The sequence below is a fragment of the Streptomyces sp. NPDC005195 genome, from assembly GCF_040608315.1.
Taxonomy (GTDB): Bacteria; Actinomycetota; Actinomycetes; order Streptomycetales; family Streptomycetaceae; genus Streptomyces; species Streptomyces kaempferi.
Genome location: NZ_JBEXHZ010000020.1, coordinates 39,200 through 61,011, shown reverse-complemented (window position 1 = coordinate 61,011; position 21,812 = coordinate 39,200). Strand labels below are relative to the sequence as shown.

General features: G+C 71.4%; 15 protein-coding genes and 1 pseudogene. 4 read left to right on the top strand and 12 right to left on the bottom strand.

Annotation, left to right across the window (positions count from 1 at the left end; translation table 11 throughout):
- Positions 1–51: 51 nt before the first annotated feature.
- The 3 genes from ABZV34_RS21390 to ABZV34_RS21380 all read right to left on the bottom strand — a co-directional run bounded on the left by ABZV34_RS21390 (position 52) and on the right by ABZV34_RS21380 (position 6,285).
- The gene (locus ABZV34_RS21390; protein ID WP_356278770.1) at positions 52–1,497 is read right to left on the bottom strand and encodes an aldehyde dehydrogenase family protein; all 1,446 of its coding nucleotides are present in this window, start codon (positions 1,495–1,497) and stop codon (positions 52–54) included.
- Between the two features lie 531 nt (positions 1,498–2,028).
- Positions 2,029–3,687: a PucR family transcriptional regulator gene (locus ABZV34_RS21385; protein WP_356278767.1), complete on the bottom strand. Its 1,659-nt coding sequence runs from the start codon at positions 3,685–3,687 to the stop codon at positions 2,029–2,031.
- Positions 3,688–3,864: 177 nt separating this feature from the next.
- Positions 3,865–6,285 (bottom strand): ATP/GTP-binding protein, encoded by a 2,421-nt coding sequence (locus ABZV34_RS21380; protein WP_356278765.1) that lies wholly within the window; start codon positions 6,283–6,285, stop codon positions 3,865–3,867.
- 328 nt (positions 6,286–6,613) lie between these two features.
- Between ABZV34_RS21380 and gabT the strand changes: the two genes are divergently transcribed.
- Both gabT and ABZV34_RS21370 read left to right on the top strand, forming a co-directional pair.
- The gene (gabT, locus tag ABZV34_RS21375; RefSeq protein WP_356278762.1) at positions 6,614–7,948 is read left to right on the top strand and encodes a 4-aminobutyrate--2-oxoglutarate transaminase; all 1,335 of its coding nucleotides are present in this window, start codon (positions 6,614–6,616) and stop codon (positions 7,946–7,948) included.
- Between the two features lie 200 nt (positions 7,949–8,148).
- The gene (locus ABZV34_RS21370; protein ID WP_356278759.1) at positions 8,149–9,021 is read left to right on the top strand and encodes a phosphatase PAP2 family protein; all 873 of its coding nucleotides are present in this window, start codon (positions 8,149–8,151) and stop codon (positions 9,019–9,021) included.
- On the opposite strand, the gene ABZV34_RS21365 is transcribed toward ABZV34_RS21370, so the two are convergent.
- The 8 genes from ABZV34_RS21365 to ABZV34_RS21330 all read right to left on the bottom strand — a co-directional run bounded on the left by ABZV34_RS21365 (position 8,960) and on the right by ABZV34_RS21330 (position 18,754).
- Complete coding sequence (locus tag ABZV34_RS21365) at positions 8,960–10,792, bottom strand: glycoside hydrolase family 18 protein (protein WP_356278756.1); 1,833 nt, start codon at positions 10,790–10,792, stop codon at positions 8,960–8,962. The genes ABZV34_RS21370 and ABZV34_RS21365 overlap by 62 nt on opposite strands.
- A gap of 156 nt (positions 10,793–10,948) precedes the next feature.
- Positions 10,949–11,401 (bottom strand): hypothetical protein, encoded by a 453-nt coding sequence (locus ABZV34_RS21360; protein WP_356278753.1) that lies wholly within the window; start codon positions 11,399–11,401, stop codon positions 10,949–10,951.
- A 199-nt stretch (positions 11,402–11,600) separates the two neighbouring features.
- Entirely contained in the window at positions 11,601–13,019 is a 1,419-nt protein-coding gene (locus ABZV34_RS21355; protein ID WP_356278750.1) for an FAD-dependent oxidoreductase, read from the bottom strand.
- A 29-nt stretch (positions 13,020–13,048) separates the two neighbouring features.
- Positions 13,049–13,849, bottom strand: a complete 801-nt coding sequence (locus ABZV34_RS21350; RefSeq protein ID WP_153288298.1) for an ABC transporter permease — start codon at positions 13,847–13,849, stop codon at positions 13,049–13,051.
- On the bottom strand, positions 13,850–14,773 hold the full coding sequence (locus ABZV34_RS21345; RefSeq protein ID WP_356278747.1) for an ABC transporter permease: 924 nt from the start codon (positions 14,771–14,773) through the stop codon (positions 13,850–13,852).
- A complete protein-coding gene (locus tag ABZV34_RS21340; protein ID WP_356278744.1) occupies positions 14,773–15,936 on the bottom strand; it encodes an ABC transporter ATP-binding protein in 1,164 nt (387 codons plus the stop codon). Before ABZV34_RS21340 ends, ABZV34_RS21345 begins: the two co-directional genes overlap by 1 nt.
- Entirely contained in the window at positions 15,933–17,180 is a 1,248-nt protein-coding gene (locus tag ABZV34_RS21335; RefSeq protein WP_356278741.1) for a spermidine/putrescine ABC transporter substrate-binding protein, read from the bottom strand. Before ABZV34_RS21335 ends, ABZV34_RS21340 begins: the two co-directional genes overlap by 4 nt.
- 53 nt (positions 17,181–17,233) lie before the next feature.
- Entirely contained in the window at positions 17,234–18,754 is a 1,521-nt protein-coding gene (locus ABZV34_RS21330) for a gamma-aminobutyraldehyde dehydrogenase (protein ID WP_356278739.1), read from the bottom strand.
- Between the two features lie 207 nt (positions 18,755–18,961).
- On the opposite strand from ABZV34_RS21330, the gene ABZV34_RS21325 reads away from it, so the two are divergent.
- The gene (locus tag ABZV34_RS21325) at positions 18,962–19,525 is read left to right on the top strand and encodes an NADAR family protein (protein ID WP_356278736.1); all 564 of its coding nucleotides are present in this window, start codon (positions 18,962–18,964) and stop codon (positions 19,523–19,525) included.
- Positions 19,526–19,577: 52 nt separating this feature from the next.
- Here ABZV34_RS21325 and ABZV34_RS21320 read toward each other — a convergent pair whose 3' ends face one another.
- Complete coding sequence (locus tag ABZV34_RS21320; protein WP_356278733.1) at positions 19,578–20,558, bottom strand: DUF4190 domain-containing protein; 981 nt, start codon at positions 20,556–20,558, stop codon at positions 19,578–19,580.
- A gap of 27 nt (positions 20,559–20,585) precedes the next feature.
- On the opposite strand from ABZV34_RS21320, the pseudogene ABZV34_RS21315 reads away from it, so the two are divergent.
- Positions 20,586–21,759, top strand: a pseudogene (locus tag ABZV34_RS21315) (adenosine deaminase).
- The last annotated feature ends 53 nt before the right edge of the window (positions 21,760–21,812 follow it).

Below are 21,812 nucleotides of genomic sequence, written 5' to 3'. Positions count from 1 at the left end.
CGGAGCCCCTGGTGCGGGGGCTCCGGCCGTCGGCGATCGTTCAGGCAGTGCTCAGAGCGCGAGGCCCGTCAGCACGAGGACGCGCTCGTAGGTGTAGTCGTCCATCGCGAACTTCACGCCCTCACGCCCGACACCGGACTGCTTCACACCGCCGTACGGCATCTGGTCGGCGCGGTAGGACGGCACGTCGCCGACCACGACACCGCCGACCTCCAGCGCCCGGTGCGCGCGGAAGGCACTCTGCAGGTCATGGGTGAACACACCCGCCTGCAGACCGTACTTGGAGTCGTTGGCGGCGGCGAAGGCGGCTGTCTCGCCGTCCACCCTGCGCACGGTGAGGACCGGTCCGAAGACCTCCTCGCAGGAAACGGTGACATCGTCCGGCACGTCGGCGAGAACCGTCGGCGCGTAGGAGGCGCCGTCGCGCTTGCCGCCGGCGAGCAGCGAGGCACCCGCGCGGACCGCCTCGTCGACCCACGACTCGACACGCTTGGCCGCGTCCTCGCTGACCAGCGGGCCGACGTCGGTCTTGTCGTCCGACGGGTCGCCGGTCACCTGCGCCTCGACGGCGGCGACGATGCGCGGCAGCAGCCGGTCGTACACGGACGCGTCCGCGATCACCCGCTGCACGGAGATGCAGGACTGGCCGCCCTGGTAGTTCGAGAAGGTGGCGATCCGGGTGGCGGCCCAGTCCAGGTCCTCGTCGCTCGCCCAGTCGGCGAGCACGACGGCCGCGCCGTTGCCGCCCAGTTCCAGGGTGCAGTGCTTGCGCGGCACCGAGTCCATGATCGCGTAACCGACCCTCTCGGAACCGGTGAAGGAGATCACGGGCAGGCGCTCGTCCTGGACGAGGGCGGGCATGCGGTCGTTCGAGACCGGCAGGATGCTCCACGAACCGGCGGGCAGGTCCGTCTCGGCGAGCAGGTCACCGATGATCAGGCCCGACAGCGGCGTCGCGGGAGCCGGCTTCAGGATGATCGGCGCGCCGGCCGCGATGGCCGGGGCGATCTTGTGGGCGCACAGGTTGAGGGGGAAGTTGAACGGCGCGATGCCGAGGACGACGCCCTTCGGGAAGCGGCGGGTCAGAGCGAGGCGGCCCTGACCACCGAGGTCGGTGTCCAGGCGCTGGGCCTCGCCGCCGTTGAACCTGCGGGCTTCCTCCGCCGCGAAACGGAACACGGAGACCGCGCGGCCCACCTCGCCGCGGGCCCACTTGATCGGCTTGCCGTTCTCGGCGGAGATGAGCCGCGCGATCTCCTCGGTGCGCTCGACGAGGCGGCGGCTCACGTGGTCGAGGGCCGCGGCGCGGACGTGGGCGGGGGTGGCGGCGAACTCGTCGCGCACGGCGTGTGCGGCGGCGACGGCCTCCTCGACCTGGGCCTCGGTCGGGACGCTGACCTGGGCGACGAGCCGGCCGTCCCACGGTGAGGTCACGTCGAAGGCGGTCTCGCCGGTGGCCTGGCGGCCGGCGAGCCAGAAGGCGGTGGTGGAAGTCATGTCGAGTCCCGGGCCCTTCCGAGGTTGAGGAGTCCTTGGCTTTCGTGGTCCACGGTAGGGCCGGGGTGGCGGAGAGGTGTTTGTCCGGGGCGTAGCAGTCACCTGGCGGGGTACGCCGCTTTGTCCCGGTCGCCGAGGGGTGTTCCGCCCCCGCCGCCCCTACCCGACCCATCCCGTACCTGGGGACTCCGCCCCCCAGACCCCCGCCAAGGGGCTGCGGCCCCCTGGACCCCCGCCTCGCCCGAAGGGCTCGTCCTCAAACGCCGGACGGGCTGAGGACATGACCCCGGGCGCCGGTCCTGACAGCGAGCCCCCGCAACTTCAGTGCGGGCCCGCACCACCAGCGCACCCTCGGTCCTCCAGCGCAGCCCGCACCTCCATGCAGGCCGCGCCCCACACCTCCAGCGCAGGCCCACACCTCCAGCCCGTCCGGCGCTTGAGGACAAGGCCCTCAAGGCCGGAGAGGGGTTCCGGGGGCGGCAGCCCCCAGGAAACGGAGGGGTCGGGTTAGGGCGGCGGGGGCGAAACCCTCTATTCCGCGGCGGCAGCCGTCGTCTTCAAGGCCAGCCAGAGTTCCATCCGTACATCGGGATCGTCGAGGGACCTCCCGAGGATCTCCTCGACCCTCCGCATCCGGTAACGCAGCGTATGCCGGTGCACCCCGAGATCCGCGGCCGCCGCGTCCCACTGCCCGTGCCGGGACAGCCAGGCCCGCAGTGAGGCCACCAGGTCGCCGCGCCCGGTCGCGTCGTGCTCGTACAGCGCCCGCAGCAGACCGTCGGCGAACGCCCGTACCGCGTCGTCCGCGAGGAGCGGCAGCACCGACCCCGCGGCCAGTTCCTCGTGCTCGACCAGGGACCGGCCCCGCCGCCGGGCGACGGACAGCGCCTGTTCGGCCTGCTTGTAGGCGGCGGCCGCGGCGATCGGCCCGGCCGGGGCGGACAGGCCGACGACCAGCTCGTCCTCCTCGCCCGCCGGCTGCTCCCAGGCCCCGGCCCGCACGGCGTCCAGGGCGAGGGCGTACTCCCCGCACGCGGCCACCGCCGCGCCTCCGTCCACGGCGAGCACGACCAGCCGCTCGCCGTCGGGCACCACGAGCACGGACTCGCCGGAGCGGGCGGCGGCCGACTCCACGATCTCGGCGAGGCCGCCGAGCGGGTCGCCGTTCGTGTCCGGTACCGCGACCTGGGCCGTGGACGGCTTCGGCGCGGCGACCCTGGCGTGCCCGTCGGCGTGCGCCCGGGCCGCCGAGGCGGACGCCGACTCGGCGAGGATGAGCCGGAACGGCGCGTCGAGCAGTTCCCCGTACAGGTCCCCCGCCACGGTCCGGGCGTGCTCCGGCTGGCCCGCGAGCAGCATGCGCAGCACCGCCGCGCCGATCCGCTGCTCGGCCGCGTGCAGTGGCCGTGACCGCTCGGTGGTGAGGGTCAGCAGCGCGATCGCCGAGTGCACGGCGTACCGCTCGGCGGTGCCGAGGGCGGCGGCCGTGCCGACGGCGAGCGCGGCGCGGGGCCTGCGTCCGGTCCCGAGGGAGTGCAGTTCGACGCGGTCCTCGCCGCCCACCACCGAACTCGCGGGCGCGGGCCGTTCGCGCAGCCGCTCCACGTCCGGGGTGAGCCGCCCGGCCCGCCGTACGGCCCACTCGGGCGCGGCGGCGACGACGGCGCCCGAGGCGTCGTACAGCGCGGCCCAGCCGTCCACCTGTCCGGCGAGCGCGGCGAGCAGTCCCTGGGGGCCGTCGCTCAGCGCCTGTTTGGTCAGCTCGCGCTGGGCGGCGAAGCCCGCGGTCACGGCTCGGTACTGGTCCGCGGCGATCGCGGCCGACACGGCCTTGCTGATCGCCAGGAACGGCGTACGCCGGGGTACCTCCAGCAGCGGGAGGCCTTCCTCCTCGGCCGCGTCGACGAGTGCCTTCGGGGTCTCCTCGTAGTTGACGCCGACGGCGAAGCCCAGGCCGACGACCCCCGCTCCGGCGAGCCGCTTCACGTAACGCCGCATGGCGTCCGGGTCCTCCGCGTCCAGCGTGAGCGCGGTGATGAGCAGCAGTTCCCCGCCCTCCATGTACGGCACGGGGTCCGCGAGCTCGCTGACATGGGCCCAGCGGACGGGCACGTCCAGTCGGTCCTCGCCGGCCCGCACGGTCAGCTTGAGCGCGGAGTGGTGGACGAGCGAGGCGAGCGTGGGGGGCATGAGGCCTTCAGTCGGTGTGATCTCTGTGATCTTTTGGCCGCGGTGTATGAACGGCCTGTGTCGATTCTGCCTCACCGTACGGTCGTCGCGTGAGTTCCTGTCCCTACGTCCTGGCCAGCGGGTCCGTATGTGTAGGTCCATACGGCTCCATCCATACGTCACGCCCGGTGGTGCGGGTCAGCCGCCCAGGTCCACCAGCAGTGGCGGGGCGTGTTCGCCCTTCACGCTGGTCAACGACAGCACCGCGTGTCCGGGCGGCACCGTGTGGGCCAGTTCGGACGCCGACCAGTGCTCCCGCTCGACCTGACGCACGGTGACGGCGTCCGTGGTCACGGCCTTGCCGGTCACCAGCTTGCGCAGGGCGTGGATGGCCCGGGTCATGGGCTGATCGGCGAAGACGGTGTGCTGGGCCACATCACGTGCTTCCACCCATTCGGTGCCCCAGGACTCGGCGAAGCGCCCGCCGTCCCACGTCGTGACGCCGGAGAAGGCCATACGGCAGCCGACCGCTCCGTACAGCGGCCCGTGCAGGGCCTCGGGGATGTCCCCGATGGTCCGCAGGGCGAGCACCACTCCCGCGTTCTGCGCCCGGAAGCCCTGGATGCGGCGTACCGTCCCGGCGGTCAGCGCCCCGGTCGCGTCGTCGAGCACCAGGCAGGCGAAGTGCCCGCGCTCGCCGCCGCCGCGGACGACGGTGGCGAACTGGGCGAGCAGCAGCCGGGTGATCAGCTGGGACGCCTCTTCGTACCCGCGTTCCGGGAGATCGATCCGAACGCGGAGCGGGTGATGGGCGACCGCCCGGAGTGAGAAGGGCCGGGCGCTCCCGCCCGCGCCGAAGAAGTCCGCGAAGACGGGCCGGTCCAGAAGCGCCAGACGGTCGGCCAGAACGGGGCCGGGGTCGTTCGAGCCGCCCTTCTGCCGCAGCCGCGCCTCCAGTTCACGGAGCATCGCGGGGTGCCCCCCGGCCGACAGTCCCTGGCGCAGCGGCTCCAGCACCGCAGGCACGCCTTCGAGCAGTTCGCGCAGCACGGGAATCGTCGGGAAGGTGCCGTGCAGGGTGCGGTAGGGGCCGAGCAGTTGGGCGAGGGCGGTGGCGGCGCGCCGCACGTCGACGCCGTCGACGCTCCCGACCAGGCCTTCGGCGAGAAGCGCCGCCGCCTCGTCGGAGTCGTCGCAGTCGGCGTACAGGTCCAGGTCATGGACCGACTCGGGATTGCCGAGCTTCACGACGACGTCGTACGACGTGTCCGGGCCGACCGGTGTCCCGGCGGCCGCCACCGCGACGACGGCGCACCGCGCGGTGAGGGCCTGCAGCCCGAGCGATTCGACGACAGGGCGTACGAGGTGGCGGGTCTTCCCGGAACCCGCCGGTCCGACCGCGAGGAGCGAGGTGCCGAGTGTCGCCGGGTCGAGGGCGGCACCCGCTCCGGAGTAGGCGAGCGGGGTGCGCTCCCGGGCGACCCACCGGCCGAGCCGCACCTGGGCCGCGAGCAGGTCGTGCGGGGCGGCGCGGGAGGGCAGGTCGCGGGCTCCGGACGGGTGGGTCCAGGCCGCGGCGCCCCGGCGCAGCACGGTGTCGCTGAAGACGGCGAGCCGTCCGTCCCGCTTCGCCGAGGTCCAGGCACGCAGAATCCTGGCGCAGTCCACGTCGTTCATTCGTTCGGTCAGTACCTCGGAGGAGAGGAGGTCCGCCGCCTTGTGCTGTCCGGTCGCCCTCAGCTCGGGCCACTCGGCGGCAGGGCCGGACGCTCCCGAGGGCTCGGTCGAGGGCGCCGGTGCCGCTGCTGGAGCCGGCCGGTTGCCGAACCGTTCCCTGGCGAGCGGCCACCATCCGCCCAGCTTGGCGAAGGGCAGCAGGACCAGCACGGTGATCACCGTGTAGACGCCGTAGGTGAGCGTCACCGACCGGAACACCTCGTGACCGCCGGCGATCAGCGCCACGAGGGACAGCGCCGGATCGACGATCGGCAGGGGGTCCCACCCGACGCCGGGAAAGGCTTCCGGCCAGACGAAGGTCAGGGTCACCAGAGCCGCCACGGCCGCGATGACGGCCCGGCCGGGCTGCGTGCGCCGGACGACGAAGTGGTGGGCGATCTCGCGCCAGCTTCCGAGACGGCCCATCGCGTAGATCAGCGCGCCGAAGAACAGGCCGTTGTAGAGGACGATGGCATCCCCGCCCTGCCATGATTTCGGGGAGGTCGTCCCGCCCCACCACCAGTCGTCCGGTGTGAACAGTTTCAGCACGACCAGCTGATAGGGAATGTTCCCGCGGCGCCACAAGGACCAGACGACGAGCCCGATCACCAAGGGGATCGCGAGGCCGACGACCGTCACGGAAGAGAGCCGCTTCCGGTCCCTCGACGCCCGGGGGGCGACGTATCCGTACCGCCAGATCCCGAGTGCGGCGTCCGGGCGCGGCTCGTTGAGCCAGTCACGCACCGCGGGCCGGGGCGCCGGCGGCCGGCCGGGCACGGGCGGCGGTCCCGGGGGCCTGGGCGGAGCACCTCCGGGAACGGCGGGAATGCCGGGGGGTGCGGCCGGACGAGGCACGGGATCGGCATGCGTGCCACGTGCGTCGCGCGTACCGTCGAAGTCCATCGTGTGCGCCCCCTGACCAGCCAGACCGCTTGTCGCTCCAAGGCCAATCTAGTGGTCCTACGAGGTGAGTTCACCGTTTACACGGCCCGGTCCGCCGCGAGGGCGGGCCGCCGTGCCCGCGCTCCTCCATGTCCGCCGCCGCGTCCGCCGCCATGTCCACATGTCCACCACGGACAAGCGGTCCTTCCGACAACGCCCACATGGAGCATGCCCACCCCCCAGGGCCGGCCCTAGCCTGCGAAGAAAGAAGTCAAGCGTCCGAAAACACCCGCCCGGCGCCCCGTCCGCCGGGGACCGTCCGGTTCGCAAGATCATCAGGGAGCCCCTCATGACCGCACTTCCGCAGGAGCGCCGCGTCGTCACCGCCATCCCCGGCCCGAAGTCGCAGGAGCTGCAGGCCCGCCGCACCGCCGCGGTCGCGGCCGGCGTGGGCTCGGTGCTCCCGGTCTTCACCACGCGCGCCGGCGGCGGCATCATCGAGGACGTCGACGGCAACCGCCTGATCGACTTCGGCTCCGGCATCGCCGTGACGTCGGTCGGCGCGAGTGCCGAGGCTGTCGTACGCCGGGCCTCCGCCCAGCTCCAGGACTTCACCCACACCTGTTTCATGGTCACGCCGTACGAGGGCTACGTCGCCGTCGCCGAGGCGCTGGCCGAGCTGACGCCGGGCGACCACGCCAAGAAGTCCGCGCTGTTCAACTCGGGCGCCGAGGCCGTCGAGAACGCCGTCAAGATCGCCCGCGCCTACACCAAGCGCCAGGCCGTCGTCGTCTTCGACCACGGCTACCACGGCCGGACGAACCTCACGATGGCGCTGACGGCCAAGAACATGCCGTACAAGCACGGCTTCGGGCCGTTCGCGCCCGAGGTCTACCGGGTGCCGGTGGCCTACGGCTACCGCTGGCTGACCGGCCCGCAGAACGCCGGCGCCGAGGCGTCCGCGCAGGCCATCGACATGATCAACAAGCAGATCGGGGCCGACAACGTGGCCGCGATCATCATCGAGCCGGTGCTGGGCGAGGGCGGCTTCATCGAGCCCGCGAAGGGCTTCCTGCCGGCCATCAGCCAGTTCGCCAAGGACAACGGCATCGTCTTCGTCGCGGACGAGATCCAGTCCGGCTTTTGCCGCACCGGCCAGTGGTTCGCGTGCGAGGACGAGGGCATCGTCCCCGACCTGATCACCACCGCCAAGGGCATCGCGGGCGGCCTGCCGCTCGCCGCCGTGACCGGCCGCGCCGAGATCATGGACGCCGCGCACTTGGGCGGCCTGGGTGGCACCTACGGCGGCAACCCGGTGGCCTGCGCGGGCGCGCTCGGCGCGATCGAGACCATGAAGGAGCTCGACCTCAACGCCAAGGCGAAGAACATCGAGTCGCTCATGAAGGCCCGGCTGGGTGCCATGGCCGAGAAGTTCGACGTCATCGGCGACGTCCGTGGCCGCGGCGCCATGATCGCCATCGAGCTGGTGAAGGACCGCGCGACCAAGGAGCCGAACCCGGAGACGACCGCCGCGCTCGCCAAGGCCTGCCACCAGGAGGGCCTGCTGGTCCTGACCTGTGGCACCTACGGCAACGTCCTCCGCTTCCTGCCCCCGCTGGTCATCGGCGAGGACCTCCTCAACGAGGGCCTCGACATCATCGAGCAGGCCTTTTCCCGCGTCTGACGTCACCGTCGCGCCCGCACCGGAACCCGGCAGGCCGCCGACGGCGGATTCCGCTTCGTTCCGCGGCGGGTGCGGCCGGGGGCAGAGCGTGTGAAGAACGTGTGCGAGGTGGATGACAGGACGCGTTTGCGACTGTCGGTGCCGCATCCCCTGCCGTAGGTTCTACCCAGATGAGAGAAACACCCCGCCCACAGGGGACTGTGGGCGACACAGGGTCGAGGCCTCCCCAGCTTCACCCTGGCCGTGCCCTCGCGCACACACCCGGAGCTTCCGGCTCCGGATCTCTTCACCGATCGGACAGTCGCCCGCCCCAAACCCCCCGGGGCGCGCGACGATCCGATCCGGTCGGCCGCCCCGGAACCACCCCCCCTGTTCCGGGGCGGCCGACCTTCCTTCCCGGCCTCCCCGGCCTCGCGGGCCTTCTGTGGCTGCTCGGCCTTCCGGCCGCCCTCTTCGCGCTGATCACCTGGCAGGTCGCGGCCCACGGCCCCCTCGCCCGCGCCGACGAGCGCCTCAGCCGCTCCCTCGTCCACCCGGACCGCGTCTCCGAGCTCCTCGCCGACCTGGGCGGCGTCCCCGTAGCGGTACCGGTGCTGACCGTCGTCCTCGGGTACGTGGCACTGTCCGCCCGCGCCGCCGGGCGGGAACGCTGGTGGCTGCCGCCGGCCGTCGCCGCGGGGCTGATGGCGGTCGTACCGGCGGTGATCGTGCCGCTGAAGGAACTGGTCGCCCGCCCGGGCCCACCGGTCATGGGCCCGGGCACGGGCTTCTACCCCTCGGGTCACACCGCCACGGCTGTCGTCGCCTACGGCGGCGCGACCCTGCTCCTCCTCCCCCGGCTCCGTACGGCCCGCGCCCGCCGCGGGCTGCTGGGGCTCTGCCTCACCGTGAACCTGGCGGTCGCCTTCGGCCTGGTCCGCCGCGGGTACCACTGGCCGCTGGACGTCCTGGCGAGCTGGTGCCTGGGCGCGGTGCTGCTCACGGCGTCGGTCCTGTTCTCCGAGTGGGGCGTCAGCCGAAGTAGCCGTCGAAGTTCCGCTGGAACTCCCAGCCCGCGAACCGGTCCCAGTTGACGGACCACGTCATCAGGCCGCGCAGTCCGGGCCAGGTGCCGTGGGTCGCGTACGAGCCGCAGTTCGTCCGCTTGGTCAGACAGTCCAGCGCCTTGTCCACCTCCGCCGGGGACACATAGCCGTTGCCCGCGTTCACCGAGGCCGGCATGCCGATGGCGACCTGGTCGGGGCGCAACGGCGGGAAGACGTTGTTGGTGTCTCCCGCGACCGGGAAGCCGGTGAGCAGCATGTCGGTCATGGCGATGTGGAAGTCGGCGCCGCCCATCGAGTGGTACTGGTTGTCGAGACCCATGATGGGGCCGGAGTTGTAGTCCTGGACGTGCAGGAGCGTGAGGTCGTCGCGCAGGGCGTAGATCACCGGGAGGTACGCGCCGGCCCGCGGGTCCTGGCCGCCCCACTTGCCCGTGCCGTAGAACTGGTAGCCGAGCTGGACGAAGAAGGTCTCCGGGGCCATCGTGAGGACGAACCCGGAGCCGTACTTGGCCTTCAGGGTCTTCAGCGCGGAGATCAGGTTCACGACCACCGGCGTCGTCGGACTCTTGAAGTTCGTGTCGCTCGCGTCCAGCGAGAGCGAGTGCCCCTCGAAGTCGATGTCCAGGCCGTCGAGACCGTAGGTGTCGATGATCTTCGAGACCGAGGAGACGAAGGTGTCGCGGGCGGCCGCGGTGGTCAGCTGGACCTGGCCGTTCTGGCCGCCGATCGATATCAGCACCTTCTTGCCCGCGGCCTGCTTGGCCTTGATCGCCGCCTTGAAGTCGGCGTCGCTCTCGACCGTGGGGCATTCGGCGACCGGGCAGCGGGTGAAGCGGATGTCGCCGGACGTGGTGGAGGTCGGTTCGCCGAAGGCCAGGTCGATGACGTCCCAGCTGTCGGGGACGTCGGCCATCCGGGTGTAGCCGGAGCCGTTGGCGAAGCTCGCGTGGAGGTAGCCGACCAGGGCGTGCGTCGGAAGGCTCCCGCCCGGGCCGCCGGAGCCCGCGGAGGTCGTCGCCGTCACCGCGGCCGACTTCGCCGACTCCCCCGCGTCGTTGGTCGCGGCGACCTGGAAGGCGTACGCCGTCGAGGGCGTGAGTCCGCCCGCCGTGGCCGATGTCCCGGTGACCGTCTGGACCCGGACGCCGTCGCGGTAGAGCGCGTAGCCCGTCGCGCCGGTCACCGCCGACCAGGACAGCGCGACGGTCGAGGAGGTGACCGTGCCGGCCTTGAGCCCGGTGGGCACGGCCGGGGGCTGGCCCGCCTCGACACCGGGACCGACGAGGGAGAGGTCGTCCGCGTAGTAGGCACCGGTGCCGTACCAGCCGTGGGTGTAGATCGTGACCTTGGTGGTGGACGGGCCGGTGCGGAAGGTCGTGGAGAGCCGCTGCCAGTCGGACGCGGACGGGGTCCAGGCGGAGACGTCGGTGGTGCCGGTGCCGCTCGCGCCGAGGTAGACGTAACTGCCCCGGACGTATCCGGCGAGGGTGTACGGGGAGTCGGGTCTCACGGTCACCGTCTGCGAGCACTGCGCGTTGTCGCTGCCGGCCGGGGTCGCCTGCAGCGCCGAACCGCCGCTGCGCACGGGTGTTTTCACGACGGCGCCCGCCGTGCAGGTCCAGCCGTCGAGGCCGGTCTCGAAGCCGCCGTTCCTGACCAGGTCCGCGTCGGCCGCGTGGGCGGCCGGCGAGAGCGCGGCGAGGCCGGGCAGGGCCAGCACGGTGGCCGTGCAGACGGCGAGCAGCCTCCGGCGGAGCGGGAGCGGTCTGTCGGGGCCCCTGTTTTCGGTGCGTTCCACAACTGCCTCCAGGCATGGGGGAATTCAGGAGGGTGGAGCGCGCCCAACCTGGTCCAGACCAATCCGGTTGTCAAGACCTCTGCCGCTCGGTGCGGCTTCCGTGGGCGGCCGGGTCCGTGCGGCTTCCGTGGGCGGCCGGGTCCGTTCCCGTCGTCGCTATCGGTCCTCGCTTCCGGCGAGACCCGCGGCGGCCTCGTGCATGGCCAGTTCCAGCAGCGCCGGATCGGTGAGCGTTCCGGTGCCGTCCGGCGGGACCAGCCAGCGGACCCCGCCGGTCAGCCGTCCCGGGTACGGCACCACGATCCAGGTGCCGTGCCCCGCCGTGCGCACTCCCGTGCCGAGCCAGCGCGCGGCGGTGCCCGGCGGCACGAAGAAGCCCATCCGGGCGTCGCCGAAGTCGACGAGCACCGGGCCCGGCTGGTCGATGACCCGGGTGAGCACGTCGAGCGTGGGGTAGCCGAGCCGGCCCGGCAGGATCAGTACGTCCCAGAGCCGGCCGGCCGGCAGCAGCGCGACCCCCGCCGGATTGCGCTCCCACTCCCAGCGGCAGACCCCGGGATCCGGTGCCACGGATGCCAGCCATTCGACCGCCGTCTTGGCCCCTGTCATGGCGGTACCTCCCTCTCTCCTCATGTCGACGCCGGTCGCGTCAGAAGGGAGAGGGGGGTTCGGGCCGGGCATTACGCGGGTTCGGCCATCCCGTGGTAGTGAACCGGATCACAGTGGGTGAGCTGGGCGTACGCCTGTGGATCAACGGCACTCCGAAGCGCCCGGTGATCAACGGTCCGGTGGTCACCGGCCCCGGACCTCAGCTGTCGAAGCCCAGCCCCAGCCGGTCCATGGCCCTCAGCCACAGATTGCGGTGCCCGCCGTGCGCGTCCGCCCGCGCCAGCGACCACTTGGTGAGCGCGATGCCCGTCCAGGCGAACGGCTCGGGCGGGAACGGCAGCGGCTTCCTGCGGACCATCTCCAGCTCGGTGCGCTCCGTGCGCTCCCCCGCCAGCAGGTCGAGCATCACGTCCGCGCCGAACCGGGTCGCGCCGACCCCGAGCCCCGTGTACCCGGCCGCGTACGCGACCCGGCCCCGGTGCGCGGTGCCGAAGAAGGCCGAGAAGCGCGAGCAGGTGTCGATGGCACCGCCCCACGCGTGGGTGAAGCGGACGCCCTCCAACTGCGGGAAGCAGGTGAAGAAGTGCCCGGCGAGCTTCGCGTAGGTCTCCGGGCGGTGGTCGTACTCGGCGCGCATCCGGCCGCCGTACGGGTAGATCGCGTCGTAGCCGCCCCACAGGATCCGGTTGTCGGACGAGAGCCGGAAGTAGTGGAACTGGTTGGCCGAGTCCCCCAGCCCCTGACGGTTCTTCCAGCCCACGGCGGCCAGTTGGCCGGCGGTCAGCGGCTCGGTCATCAGCGCGTAGTCGTAGACCGGGACGGTGTACGACCGCACTCTCCTGACCAGGTTCGGGAAGATGTTGGTGGCGAGGGCCACCCGGCGGGCCCGGACGGAGCCGTAGGGGGTCCGTACGGCCATGCCGGCGCCGTACGCCTTCAGTTCGAGCGCGGGGGTGTGCTCGTACACCCGCACGCCGAGCCGGAGGCAGGCGCGCTTGAGGCCCCAGGCGAGCTTCGCGGGATGCAGCATGGCGACGCCGCGGCGGTCGTACAGGCCGGCCAGGAAGGTCGGCGAGTCGACCTGGTCCCGGACCGCCGCGGCGTCCAGGAACTCCACGCCGTCCGCGAGACCCCGGCCGCGCAGCTCCTCGTACCACTCCCGGAGTTCCCCGGCCTGGTGCGGCTCGGTGGCGACGTCGATCTCGCCGGTGCGCTCGAAGTCGCAGTCGAGGCCGTAGCGGGTGACGGCCTCCTCGATCGCGTCGAGGTTGCGTGCGCCCAGTTCCTCCAGCTTCCCGATCTCGTCCGGCCAGCGGGTGAGTCCGTTGGACAGGCCGTGGGTCAGCGACGCGGCGCAGAATCCGCCGTTGCGGCCCGAGGCGGCCCAGCCCGCCTCGCGGCCCTCCAGGAGCACCACCTCGCGCCCCGGGTCGCGCTCCTTGGCGAGCAGCGCGGTCCACAGTCCGCTGTAGCCGCCGCCGACGACGAGCAGGTCGCAGGTCTCGGCGCCGGTGAGGGCGGCTTCGGGGCGAGGCCTGCCGGGGTCGTCCAGCCAGTACGGAACCGGCTGCGCTTCGGAAAGGGATGCGGTCCAACGGGTCATGGCGCTCGGGGCCATGATTTCAACTCCCAACGGATTACTTGCGCTTACGCCTTCTGCCTGTTGCGGCGATTTCCTATGACCATGCCGACCAGGACGAACAGTACGGCGACGATGAACATGGCCGTACCGATGACATTGATCTGAACGGGTGTCCCGCGCTGCGCCGAACCCCACACGAACATGGGGAAGGTGACGGTCGAGCCCGCGTTGAAATTGGTGATGATGAAATCGTCGAAGGAGAGCGCGAAGGCGAGCAGCGCGCCCGCGGCGATCCCGGGGGCGGCGATGGGCAGGGTGACGCGCAGGAAGGTCTGCACCGGCCCCGCGTAAAGGTCCTGGGCCGCCTGCTCCAGGCGCGGATCCATCGACATCACGCGCGCCTTGACGGCGGTCACGACGAAGCTGAGGCAGAACATGATGTGGGCGATCAGGATCGTCCAGAAGCCCAGCTGGGCGCCCAGGTTGAGGAAGAGCGTCAGCAGCGAGGCGGCCATCACGACCTCGGGCATCGCCATCGGCAGGAAGATCAGCGAGTTCACCGCGCCGCGGGCCCGGAAGCGGTAGCGGACCAGCGCGAAGGCGATCATCGTGCCGAGGACGGTGGCCCCGAGGGTCGCCCAGACGGCGATCTGGAGGCTGAGGGAGAGCGAGCCGCACATGTCGGCGACCCCGCACGGATCGCGCCAGGCGTCCGTGGAGAACTGCTGCCACTCGTAGTTGAAACGCCCCTTCGGTTTGTTGAAGGAGAACACCGTGACGATCACGTTCGGCAGCAGCAGATATCCGAGGGTGACCAGTCCCGCGATGACGACGAGATTCCTCTTGAACCAGCGTACGAAGGCCATTTAGACCAGATCCTCCGTCCCGGACTTGCGGATGTAGAGCGTGACCATGATGAGGATCGCGGCCATGAGGATGAAGGAGAGCGCCGCGGCCGTCGGATAGTCGAGGATCCGCAGGAACTGCGTCTGGATGACGTTGCCGACCATGCGGGTGTCCGTGGAGCCGAGCAGGTCCGCGTTGACGTAGTCGCCGCTGGCGGGGATGAAGGTGAGCAGGGTGCCGGAGACGACTCCGGGCATCGACAGCGGGAAGGTGACCTTGCGGAAGGTGGTGAACGGCTTCGCGTACAGGTCGCCCGCCGCCTCGTGCAGCCGTCCGTCGATGCGCTCCAGCGAGGTGTAGAGCGGCAGGATCATGAACGGCAGGAAGTTGTACGTCAGACCGCAGACCACCGCGAGCGGGGTGGCCAGTACCCGGTCGCCCGCCGTGAAGCCGAGCCAGCTGGTGACGTCCAGGACGTGCAGCGTGTTGAGGGCGCCGACGACCGGGCCGCCGTCCGCGAGGATCGTCTTCCAGGCGAGCGTGCGGATCAGGAAGCTGGTGAAGAACGGCGCGATGACCAGGATCAGCACGACGTTGCGCCAGCGGCCCGCCCGGAAGGCGATCAGGTACGCCAGCGGGTACCCGAGCAGCAGGCACAGGATCGTGGCGGCGCCGGCGTAGAGCACCGAGCGCAGGAACTGCGGCCAGTAGTCGGACAGCGCGTTCCAGTACGTCTGGAAGTGCCAGGTGACCTTGAAGCCCTCCTCCAGGGAGCCCGTCTGCACGGACGTGGAGGCCTGGTAGACCATCGGCAGCGCGAAGAAGACCAGCAGCCACAGGATGCCGGGCAGGAGCAGCCAGTACGGGACGAGGCGGCCGCGTCTGCGGGGCGGCTTGCTGTCCGGCTGCGGCGCGCGGGGCGGCGCCTCGGTGACGGTGGCCATCAGGCGGCCTCCTCCTCGACGCTCTCCACACCCGCGTCGATGTCCTGCGCCGCGTCCAGCCCGAAGGTGTGCGCCGGGCTCCAGTGCAGGACGACGTCGGCGCCGGGGATGAGCCGGGGGTCGCGGTCGATGTTCTGGGCGTAGACCTCGAACTCGGGACAGACGGCGCTGTCGATGACGTACTGCGTGGAGACGCCGATGAAGCTGGAGTCGGCGATCTTGCCGGTGATGCGGTTGCGGCCGGCCGGGATCTCGCCGGCGTCGTCCGCGTGGGTGAGCGAGATCTTCTCGGGGCGCACGCCGACCAGGACCTTGCCGCCGGTCGTCGTGGGCGCCGCACAGCGGGCCCCGGGCAGCACGAGCTTCCCGCCGCCCGCCTTCAGCACGATGTCCTCGCCGTCGCGGGAGTCGACCTCGGCCTCGATGAGGTTCGAGGTGCCGAGGAAGTTCGCGACGAAGGTGGTGTTCGGGTTCTCGTAGAGGTCGGCGGGGGCGCCGAGCTGCTCGACGCGGCCCGCGTTCATCACGGCGACCGTGTCGGCCATGGTCATGGCCTCCTCCTGGTCGTGCGTGACGTGGACGAAGGTGATGCCGACCTCGGTCTGGATGCGCTTGAGCTCCAGCTGCATCTGACGGCGCAGCTTGAGGTCGAGGGCGCCGAGCGGCTCGTCGAGGAGCAGCACCTTGGGGTGGTTGATCAGTGCGCGGGCCACCGCGACGCGCTGCTGCTGGCCGCCGGAGAGCTGGTGCGGTTTCTTGCGCGCCTGCTCGCCGAGCTGGACGAGGTCGAGCATGTCGCCCACCTGCTTCTTCACCGACTTGATGCCGCGTCGGCGCAGGCCGAAGGCGACGTTCTCGAAGATGTCGAGATGCGGGAAGAGGGCGTAGGACTGGAAGACGGTGTTCACCGGCCGCTTGTAGGGCGGCAGGTGGGTGACCTCCTGGTCACCGAGGAACACGGTGCCGGAGGAGGGTTCCTCCAGTCCCGCGATCATGCGCAGGGTGGTGGTCTTGCCACAGCCGGAGGCGCCGAGCAGGGCGAAGAACGAGCCCTGCGGCACGGTGAGGTCGAGCGGTTGCACGGCGGTGAAGGAGCCGTAGGTCTTGCTGATAGCGGAGAGGCGGACGTCGCCGCTGTTGTCCGTGGTGTTCATCCTCGTCACGCCCCTGTGAGCTTCGCGAACTTCTGCTGATAGGCCGTCTCTTCCTTCGAGCTCAGTGAGCGGAAGGCATGGGACTTGGCCTGCATGGCCTTGTCGGGAACGATCAGCGGGTTGTCCGCCGCCGACTTGTCGATCTTGGCGAGATAGGGCTTCACTCCCGCGACCGGGCTCACGTAGTTGATGTAGGCGGCGAGTTCGGCGGCCGGCTCCAGCTCGTAGTAGTAGTCGATGAGCCGCTCCGCGTTCGTCTTGTGACGCGCCTTGTTCGGGATGAGCATGTTGTCGGTCGACGTCATGTATCCGCTGTCGGGGATCACGTAGCCGACGTCGGGGCTGTCCGCCTGGAGCTGCACGATGTCGCCCGCCCAGGCGACGCACGCGGCGAAGTCGCCCTTGCTGAGGTCGGACGTGTAGTCGTTGCCGGTGAAGCGGCGGATCTGCCCCTTGTCGACGGCCTTCTGGAGGCGCGCGATCACCGCGTCGTAGTCGTCGTCCGTGAACTTCGCCGGGTCCTTGCCCATGTCGAGCATGGTCATGCCGACGCTGTCGCGCATCTCGGTCAGGAAGCCGACACGGCCCTTGAGCTCGGGGTTGTCGAGCAGATCGGAGATCGACCTGACCTCGATGCCGTCAAGCGCCTTCTTGTTGTACGCGATGACCGTCGAGATGCCCTGCCACGGGTACGAGTAGGCGCGCCCGGGGTCCCAGTCGGGGGCGCGGAACTGGTCCGACAGATTGGCGAAGGCGTGCGGCAGGTGGGACGGGTCCAGTTTCTGGACGTAGCCGAGCCGGATCATGCGGGCGGCCAGCCAGTCGGTGAGCACGACGAGGTCCCGGCCGGTGGCCTGGCCCGCGGCGAGCTGCGGCTGGACCTTGCCGAAGAACTCGTCGTTGTCGTTGATGTCCTCGGTGTACTTGACCTGGATTCCGGTCCGCTTGGCGAAGGCGTCGAGCGTGGGACGGTGTTTGCCGCTGTCGTCCACGTCGATGTACTCGGGCCAGTTGGAGAAGTCGACGACCTTCTCCTTGGCCGAGTGGTCGTCGGCGGACACACCGCCCTGTGTCTTGCCGGCCGCGGGGATCCCGCAGGCGCTGAGCGCCCCGAGTCCCCCCACCGCGAGCGCGCCGCCCGCGGAGGCGCGCAGCAGGGAACGGCGGGTCATGGCGGCCCGTCCGTTGCGGAAGCTGCGCCGCACGGCGGCCGCTTCGGCCGGTGTCAGGCGGTCGGGCTCGTACTGCTTCATGCGCGTGCTGCCCTTTCGGGAGGTCTCGGCCACGGACGGGGCGGACCGTTCTGCTAGCGGTCCCCGAAGATCGTGCGGTGCCAGTCCTTCCTGGCCACCGCGGTGTTGTCGAACATGACGTGCTTGATCTGGGTGTACTCCTCGAACGAGTACGCCGACATGTCTTTGCCGAAGCCGGACGCCTTGTAACCGCCGTGCGGCATCTCGCTGATGATCGGAATGTGGTCGTTGACCCAGACGCAGCCCGCCTTGATCTCGCGGGTCGCGCGATTGGCCCGGTACACGTCCCGGCTCCACGCGGAGGCGGCGAGACCGTACGGGGTGTCGTTGGCGAGCCGGATCCCTTCGTCGTCGCTGTCGAAGGGGAGCACCACCAGGACGGGACCGAAGATCTCGGACTGCACGATCTCGCTGTCCTGGGGGGCGTCGGCGACGAGGGTGGGGCGGTAGTACGCGCCCGCCTTGAGCTCCTGCGGGATCTCTCCGCCGGTGACCACGCGCGCGTAGCCGCGGGCCCGGTCGACGAATCCGGCCACCCGGTCGCGCTGCGCGTGCGAGATGAGCGGGCCGAGGTCGGTGCCGGCGGCGAACGGGTCGCCGAGGCGGACGCTCGCCATGAGGCCGGCCGCCTGGCGGACGAACTCCTCGTAGAGGGGCCTTTGCACGTACGCGCGGGTGGCGGCGGTGCAGTCCTGTCCGGTGTTGATGAGCGATCCGGCGACCGCGCCGTGCACGGCCGCCTCCAGGTCCGCGTCGTCGAAGACCACGAAGGGGGCCTTGCCGCCCAGCTCCAGGTGGAGCCGCTTGACGGTCGCGGTGGCGATCTCGGCGACCCGCTTGCCGACGGCGGTGGAGCCGGTGAAGGAGGTCATGGCGACGTCGGGGTGGCCGACGAGGTGTTCACCGGCGTCCCGGCCCGCTCCCGTGACGATGTTGATCACCCCGTCCGGGATGCCCGCCTCGGTGGCCGCCTCGGCGAACAGGAGCGAGGTGAGCGGGGTGAGTTCGGCCGGCTTGAGGACGATCGTGTTGCCGGCGGCGACGGCCGGGAGGATCTTCCAGGCGGCCATCTGGAGGGGGTAGTTCCAGGGCGCGATGGAGCCGACGACGCCGATGGGTTCACGGCGTACGTAGGAGGTGTGGTCGCCGGAGTACTCGCCCGCCGACTGGCCCTGCAGATGCCGGGCCGCGCCCGCGAAGAACGCGGTGTTGTCGATGGTGCCCGGGACGTCGAACTCCCGGGTGAGTTTCAGCGGCTTGCCGCACTGGAGGGACTCGGCCCGCGCCAACTCCTCGGCGCGGTCGGCCAGTACGGCGGAGAACCGGTGCAGGGAGTCGGAACGCTCGCCGGGGGTGGCGCCGGCCCAGCCGGGGAACGCCGCGCGGGCGGCGGCCACGGCCGCGTCCACGTCGGCGGTGCCGGCCAGCTCGTACGTGTACACCTCGTCGCCGGTGGCGGGGTCGACGACCGCGTGCGTGCGGCCGGAGGTGCCCTGGGCCGGCCGGCCCGCGATGTACTGCGCACCGTCGGCGAAACGGTCCTGCGCCTGGAAGCGATGGCTCGGATTGTGCATGTCGCTCTCCTCCGCCGTCCGCCCCCTTTCCGCGGGGTCGGCGTGGCTCCAGCTCGATTTGAGTGCCGATCCTGACAGAGCAAAGGGACTCCAACAAGTGATTCCGTTGTTGCCTTTTGGTTACGCGACGAAATCTGTCGACCAGGTGTCGAGTCCCCACGGAAAAGGGAGGACGGAGTGTCAGTGGTGGATGCCAGACTCGCGTGCATGGGGAAGATCGATTCTTGGGAATCGCTGGTCAGCGCGGTCGACTCGGGGACACGCGTCAAGTACCTGCACTTCTGGGGGCACCGGCCGCGGCAGGACGGCCGGACGGGCGCGAGCTGCCTGAGTCAGTGGTGGCCCTCACCGTTCGTCGTCGACGGTGTCTCCTACGCGACCGCCGAGCACTGGATGATGGCGGGCAAGGCGCGGCTTTTCGGGGACGCGGCGGCCGAGCGGCGCGCGCTGGAGGCGCCGAACCCGGCCCTCGCCAAGAAGGCGGGCCGGCTCGTGCGGGACTTCGACGACTCCGTGTGGGAGCGGGAGCGGTTCGCCGTCGTGGTCGAGGGCAGCGTCCACAAGTTCGCCGCGCATCCCGGTCTGCGCGCGTTCCTGCTGGGCACGGGTGAGCGGGTGCTGGTCGAGGCCAGCCCCATGGACCGCGTATGGGGCATCGGCCTCGCGGCGGACGACGAACGGGCGTCGGATCCCGAGCGCTGGCGGGGACCGAATCTGCTGGGCTTCGCCTTGATGGCGGCGCGCGAGCGGCTCGCCGGGACGGGCGGCTGACGGGCGCCGCCCACCCGGCGGGACGGGACGGACACGGCCCGGGCCGCCCGGTTCAGCGTGGCACGACGAGCGAGGTGGAGTACCCGTCGTCGCCGGAGAACGGGGCGTCGCCGCCGTCGTCCGGGAGGAAGAAGAAGATCGCGATCATCCCGATGCTCAGGGCGATACCGACCGCTCCGCAGATGATCCCGGCCAGGGCCTGCCCCGGATTCGTCGCCTCGCCCCGGCCGGCCCTGCGGCGGCCGACCACACCGAAGATCACACCGAGGATGCCCAGCACGAAGGCCACCGGCCAGAGGCAGAACACCACGGCCGAGATGATGCCGACCACCAGGCCCGCGGTGCCCATGCCGTTGCTGGGCGCGAGGGGCATCGCCGGCCAGCCGTAGCCGGTCGCGCCGGGATAGCCGGGGACGCCGGGATAGCCGGGTGCGCCCTGGTGGCCGGCACCGGGCGGGCCGTACGGCGGGTAGCCGTACCCGTAGCCGTACGGGGCCTGGCCGGGGCCCTCGGGACCGATGGGCGGCGGCGGGACCGGTTCTCCGGCGCTCGCGCGCGGGTAGGGCGTGTGGCCGGCGGGAGGCGCGAAAGGGTTGTCCCAGGACGCGGAGGAAGGCCCTTCCGGGCTGCCCGCGCCGGGGAACGAGGCCATCGTCGGCTGGTCGTGCACCGAGGGCGACCCCGGGGACGCGGAGGACGCGGGCGACGCGGAGTGCGTGGGAGCGCCGCCGAAACGGGACGGGGCCGGGTCCGCGGGCGGGGCCCAGGGGTTCGGCTCCTTCGCGCGGGCGGCGGGGGCCGCGTCCGCGAGGGCGGCCTGGCCGGGCCGGGGGTCCGTCGTGCCGTCGTACGCCGGGGCCGGGGACCCGGAGGGGAACGCGGGCGCGCGGCCCGCCGCGGGTATCGCGTCCTCAGGGTCCGCGGCCGATGCCGCGTCGCCCGGCCGAGACGGCGTGGCCCCGTGGTCCGGGGACGCCCACGGCGTCCCGGCGGCGTCCCGCGCGGCCTGTGGCGCCTGCGCCTCGTCGGACATGGGTCCCCCTCTGTCGTGCGTCCCGTCATGCTACGGGCCCGGGCCCACACCGCGCGGGCCGCCGCCTACGATGATCCCCGAGTCATCGATCAGCCGATCACCCGCGTACCCCGACCGCGCTCCGGGGACGCCGTTCCCGGGGAGGGACCCCTTGACCGATCACCGCGACGCCCGCGATCTGCACGCCTTCATCGCCGGACTGCCCAAGGCCGAACTGCATGTGCACCACGTCGGATCCGCCTCGCCGCGCATCGTCTCCGCCCTCGCCGCCCGTCACCCCGACTCCCGGGTGCCGACCGACCCGGAGGCGCTCGCGGACTACTTCACGTTCACCGACTTCGCGCACTTCATCGACGTGTACCTGTCCGTCGTCGACCTCGTGCGCACCCCCGAGGACGTCCGGCTGCTGACCTTCGAGGTCGCGCGGGACATGGCCCGGCAGCAGGTCCGCTATGCCGAACTGACCATCACCCCTTACTCCTCCACCCGCCGGGGCATCGACGAACTCGCCTTCATGGAGGCGATCGAGGACGCCCGCAAGGCCGCCGAGGCCGAGTTCGGGGTCGTTCTGCGCTGGTGCTTCGACATTCCCGGCGAGGCGGGCCTGGAAGCGGCCGAGGAGACGGTGCGGCTCGCGACCGAGGACCGGGTGCGGCCCGAGGGGCTCGTCTCCTTCGGGCTCGGCGGACCCGAGATCGGCGTACCGCGGCCGCAGTTCAAGCCGTACTTCGACCGGGCCATCGCCGCCGGACTGCGGTCGGTTCCGCACGCCGGTGAGACGACCGGGCCGGAAACCGTGTGGGACGCGCTCAACGACCTGCGGGCCGAGCGCATCGGTCACGGCACCAGCTCCGCCCGGGACCCGAAGCTGCTCGCGCACCTCGCCGAGCACCGCATCGCCCTGGAGGTCTGCCCGACCTCCAACATCGCCACCCGCGCGGTCCGCACGCTCGACGAGCACCCCATCAAGGAGTTCACCAGGGCCGGGGTCCTCGTCACCATCAACTCCGACGACCCGCCGATGTTCGGCACCGACCTCAACAACGAGTACGCGGTCGCCGCGCGCCTCCTCGACCTCGACGAACTCGGTCTCGCCGCGCTCGCCAAGAACGCCGTCGAGGCGTCCTTCCTCGACCCGGCGGGCAAGACCAGGCTCGCCGAGGAGATCGACACCTACGCCTCGACGTGGCTCGCGCCCTGACCCACGTCACCACGGGACCCCCGCACAACGGGGGCCCCGCTGCCCGATCCGCC

Excerpts from the sequence above, each read along its gene's own strand:
- ABZV34_RS21325 (WP_356278736.1), top strand. The coding sequence starts at position 18,962 with ATGGGGAAGATCGATTCTTGGGAATCGCTGGTCAGCGCGGTCGACTCG.
- ABZV34_RS21350 (WP_153288298.1), bottom strand. The coding sequence starts at position 13,849 with ATGGCCTTCGTACGCTGGTTCAAGAGGAATCTCGTCGTCATCGCGGGA.
- gabT (WP_356278762.1), top strand. The coding sequence starts at position 6,614 with ATGACCGCACTTCCGCAGGAGCGCCGCGTCGTCACCGCCATCCCCGGC.
- ABZV34_RS21380 (WP_356278765.1), bottom strand. The coding sequence starts at position 6,285 with ATGGACTTCGACGGTACGCGCGACGCACGTGGCACGCATGCCGATCCC.
- ABZV34_RS21335 (WP_356278741.1), bottom strand. The coding sequence starts at position 17,180 with ATGAAGCAGTACGAGCCCGACCGCCTGACACCGGCCGAAGCGGCCGCC.
- ABZV34_RS21320 (WP_356278733.1), bottom strand. The coding sequence starts at position 20,558 with ATGTCCGACGAGGCGCAGGCGCCACAGGCCGCGCGGGACGCCGCCGGG.
- ABZV34_RS21385 (WP_356278767.1), bottom strand. The coding sequence starts at position 3,687 with ATGCCCCCCACGCTCGCCTCGCTCGTCCACCACTCCGCGCTCAAGCTG.
- ABZV34_RS21390 (WP_356278770.1), bottom strand. The coding sequence starts at position 1,497 with ATGACTTCCACCACCGCCTTCTGGCTCGCCGGCCGCCAGGCCACCGGC.
- ABZV34_RS21355 (WP_356278750.1), bottom strand. The coding sequence starts at position 13,019 with ATGGCCCCGAGCGCCATGACCCGTTGGACCGCATCCCTTTCCGAAGCG.
- ABZV34_RS21330 (WP_356278739.1), bottom strand. The coding sequence starts at position 18,754 with ATGCACAATCCGAGCCATCGCTTCCAGGCGCAGGACCGTTTCGCCGAC.
- ABZV34_RS21345 (WP_356278747.1), bottom strand. The coding sequence starts at position 14,773 with ATGGCCACCGTCACCGAGGCGCCGCCCCGCGCGCCGCAGCCGGACAGC.
- ABZV34_RS21360 (WP_356278753.1), bottom strand. The coding sequence starts at position 11,401 with ATGACAGGGGCCAAGACGGCGGTCGAATGGCTGGCATCCGTGGCACCG.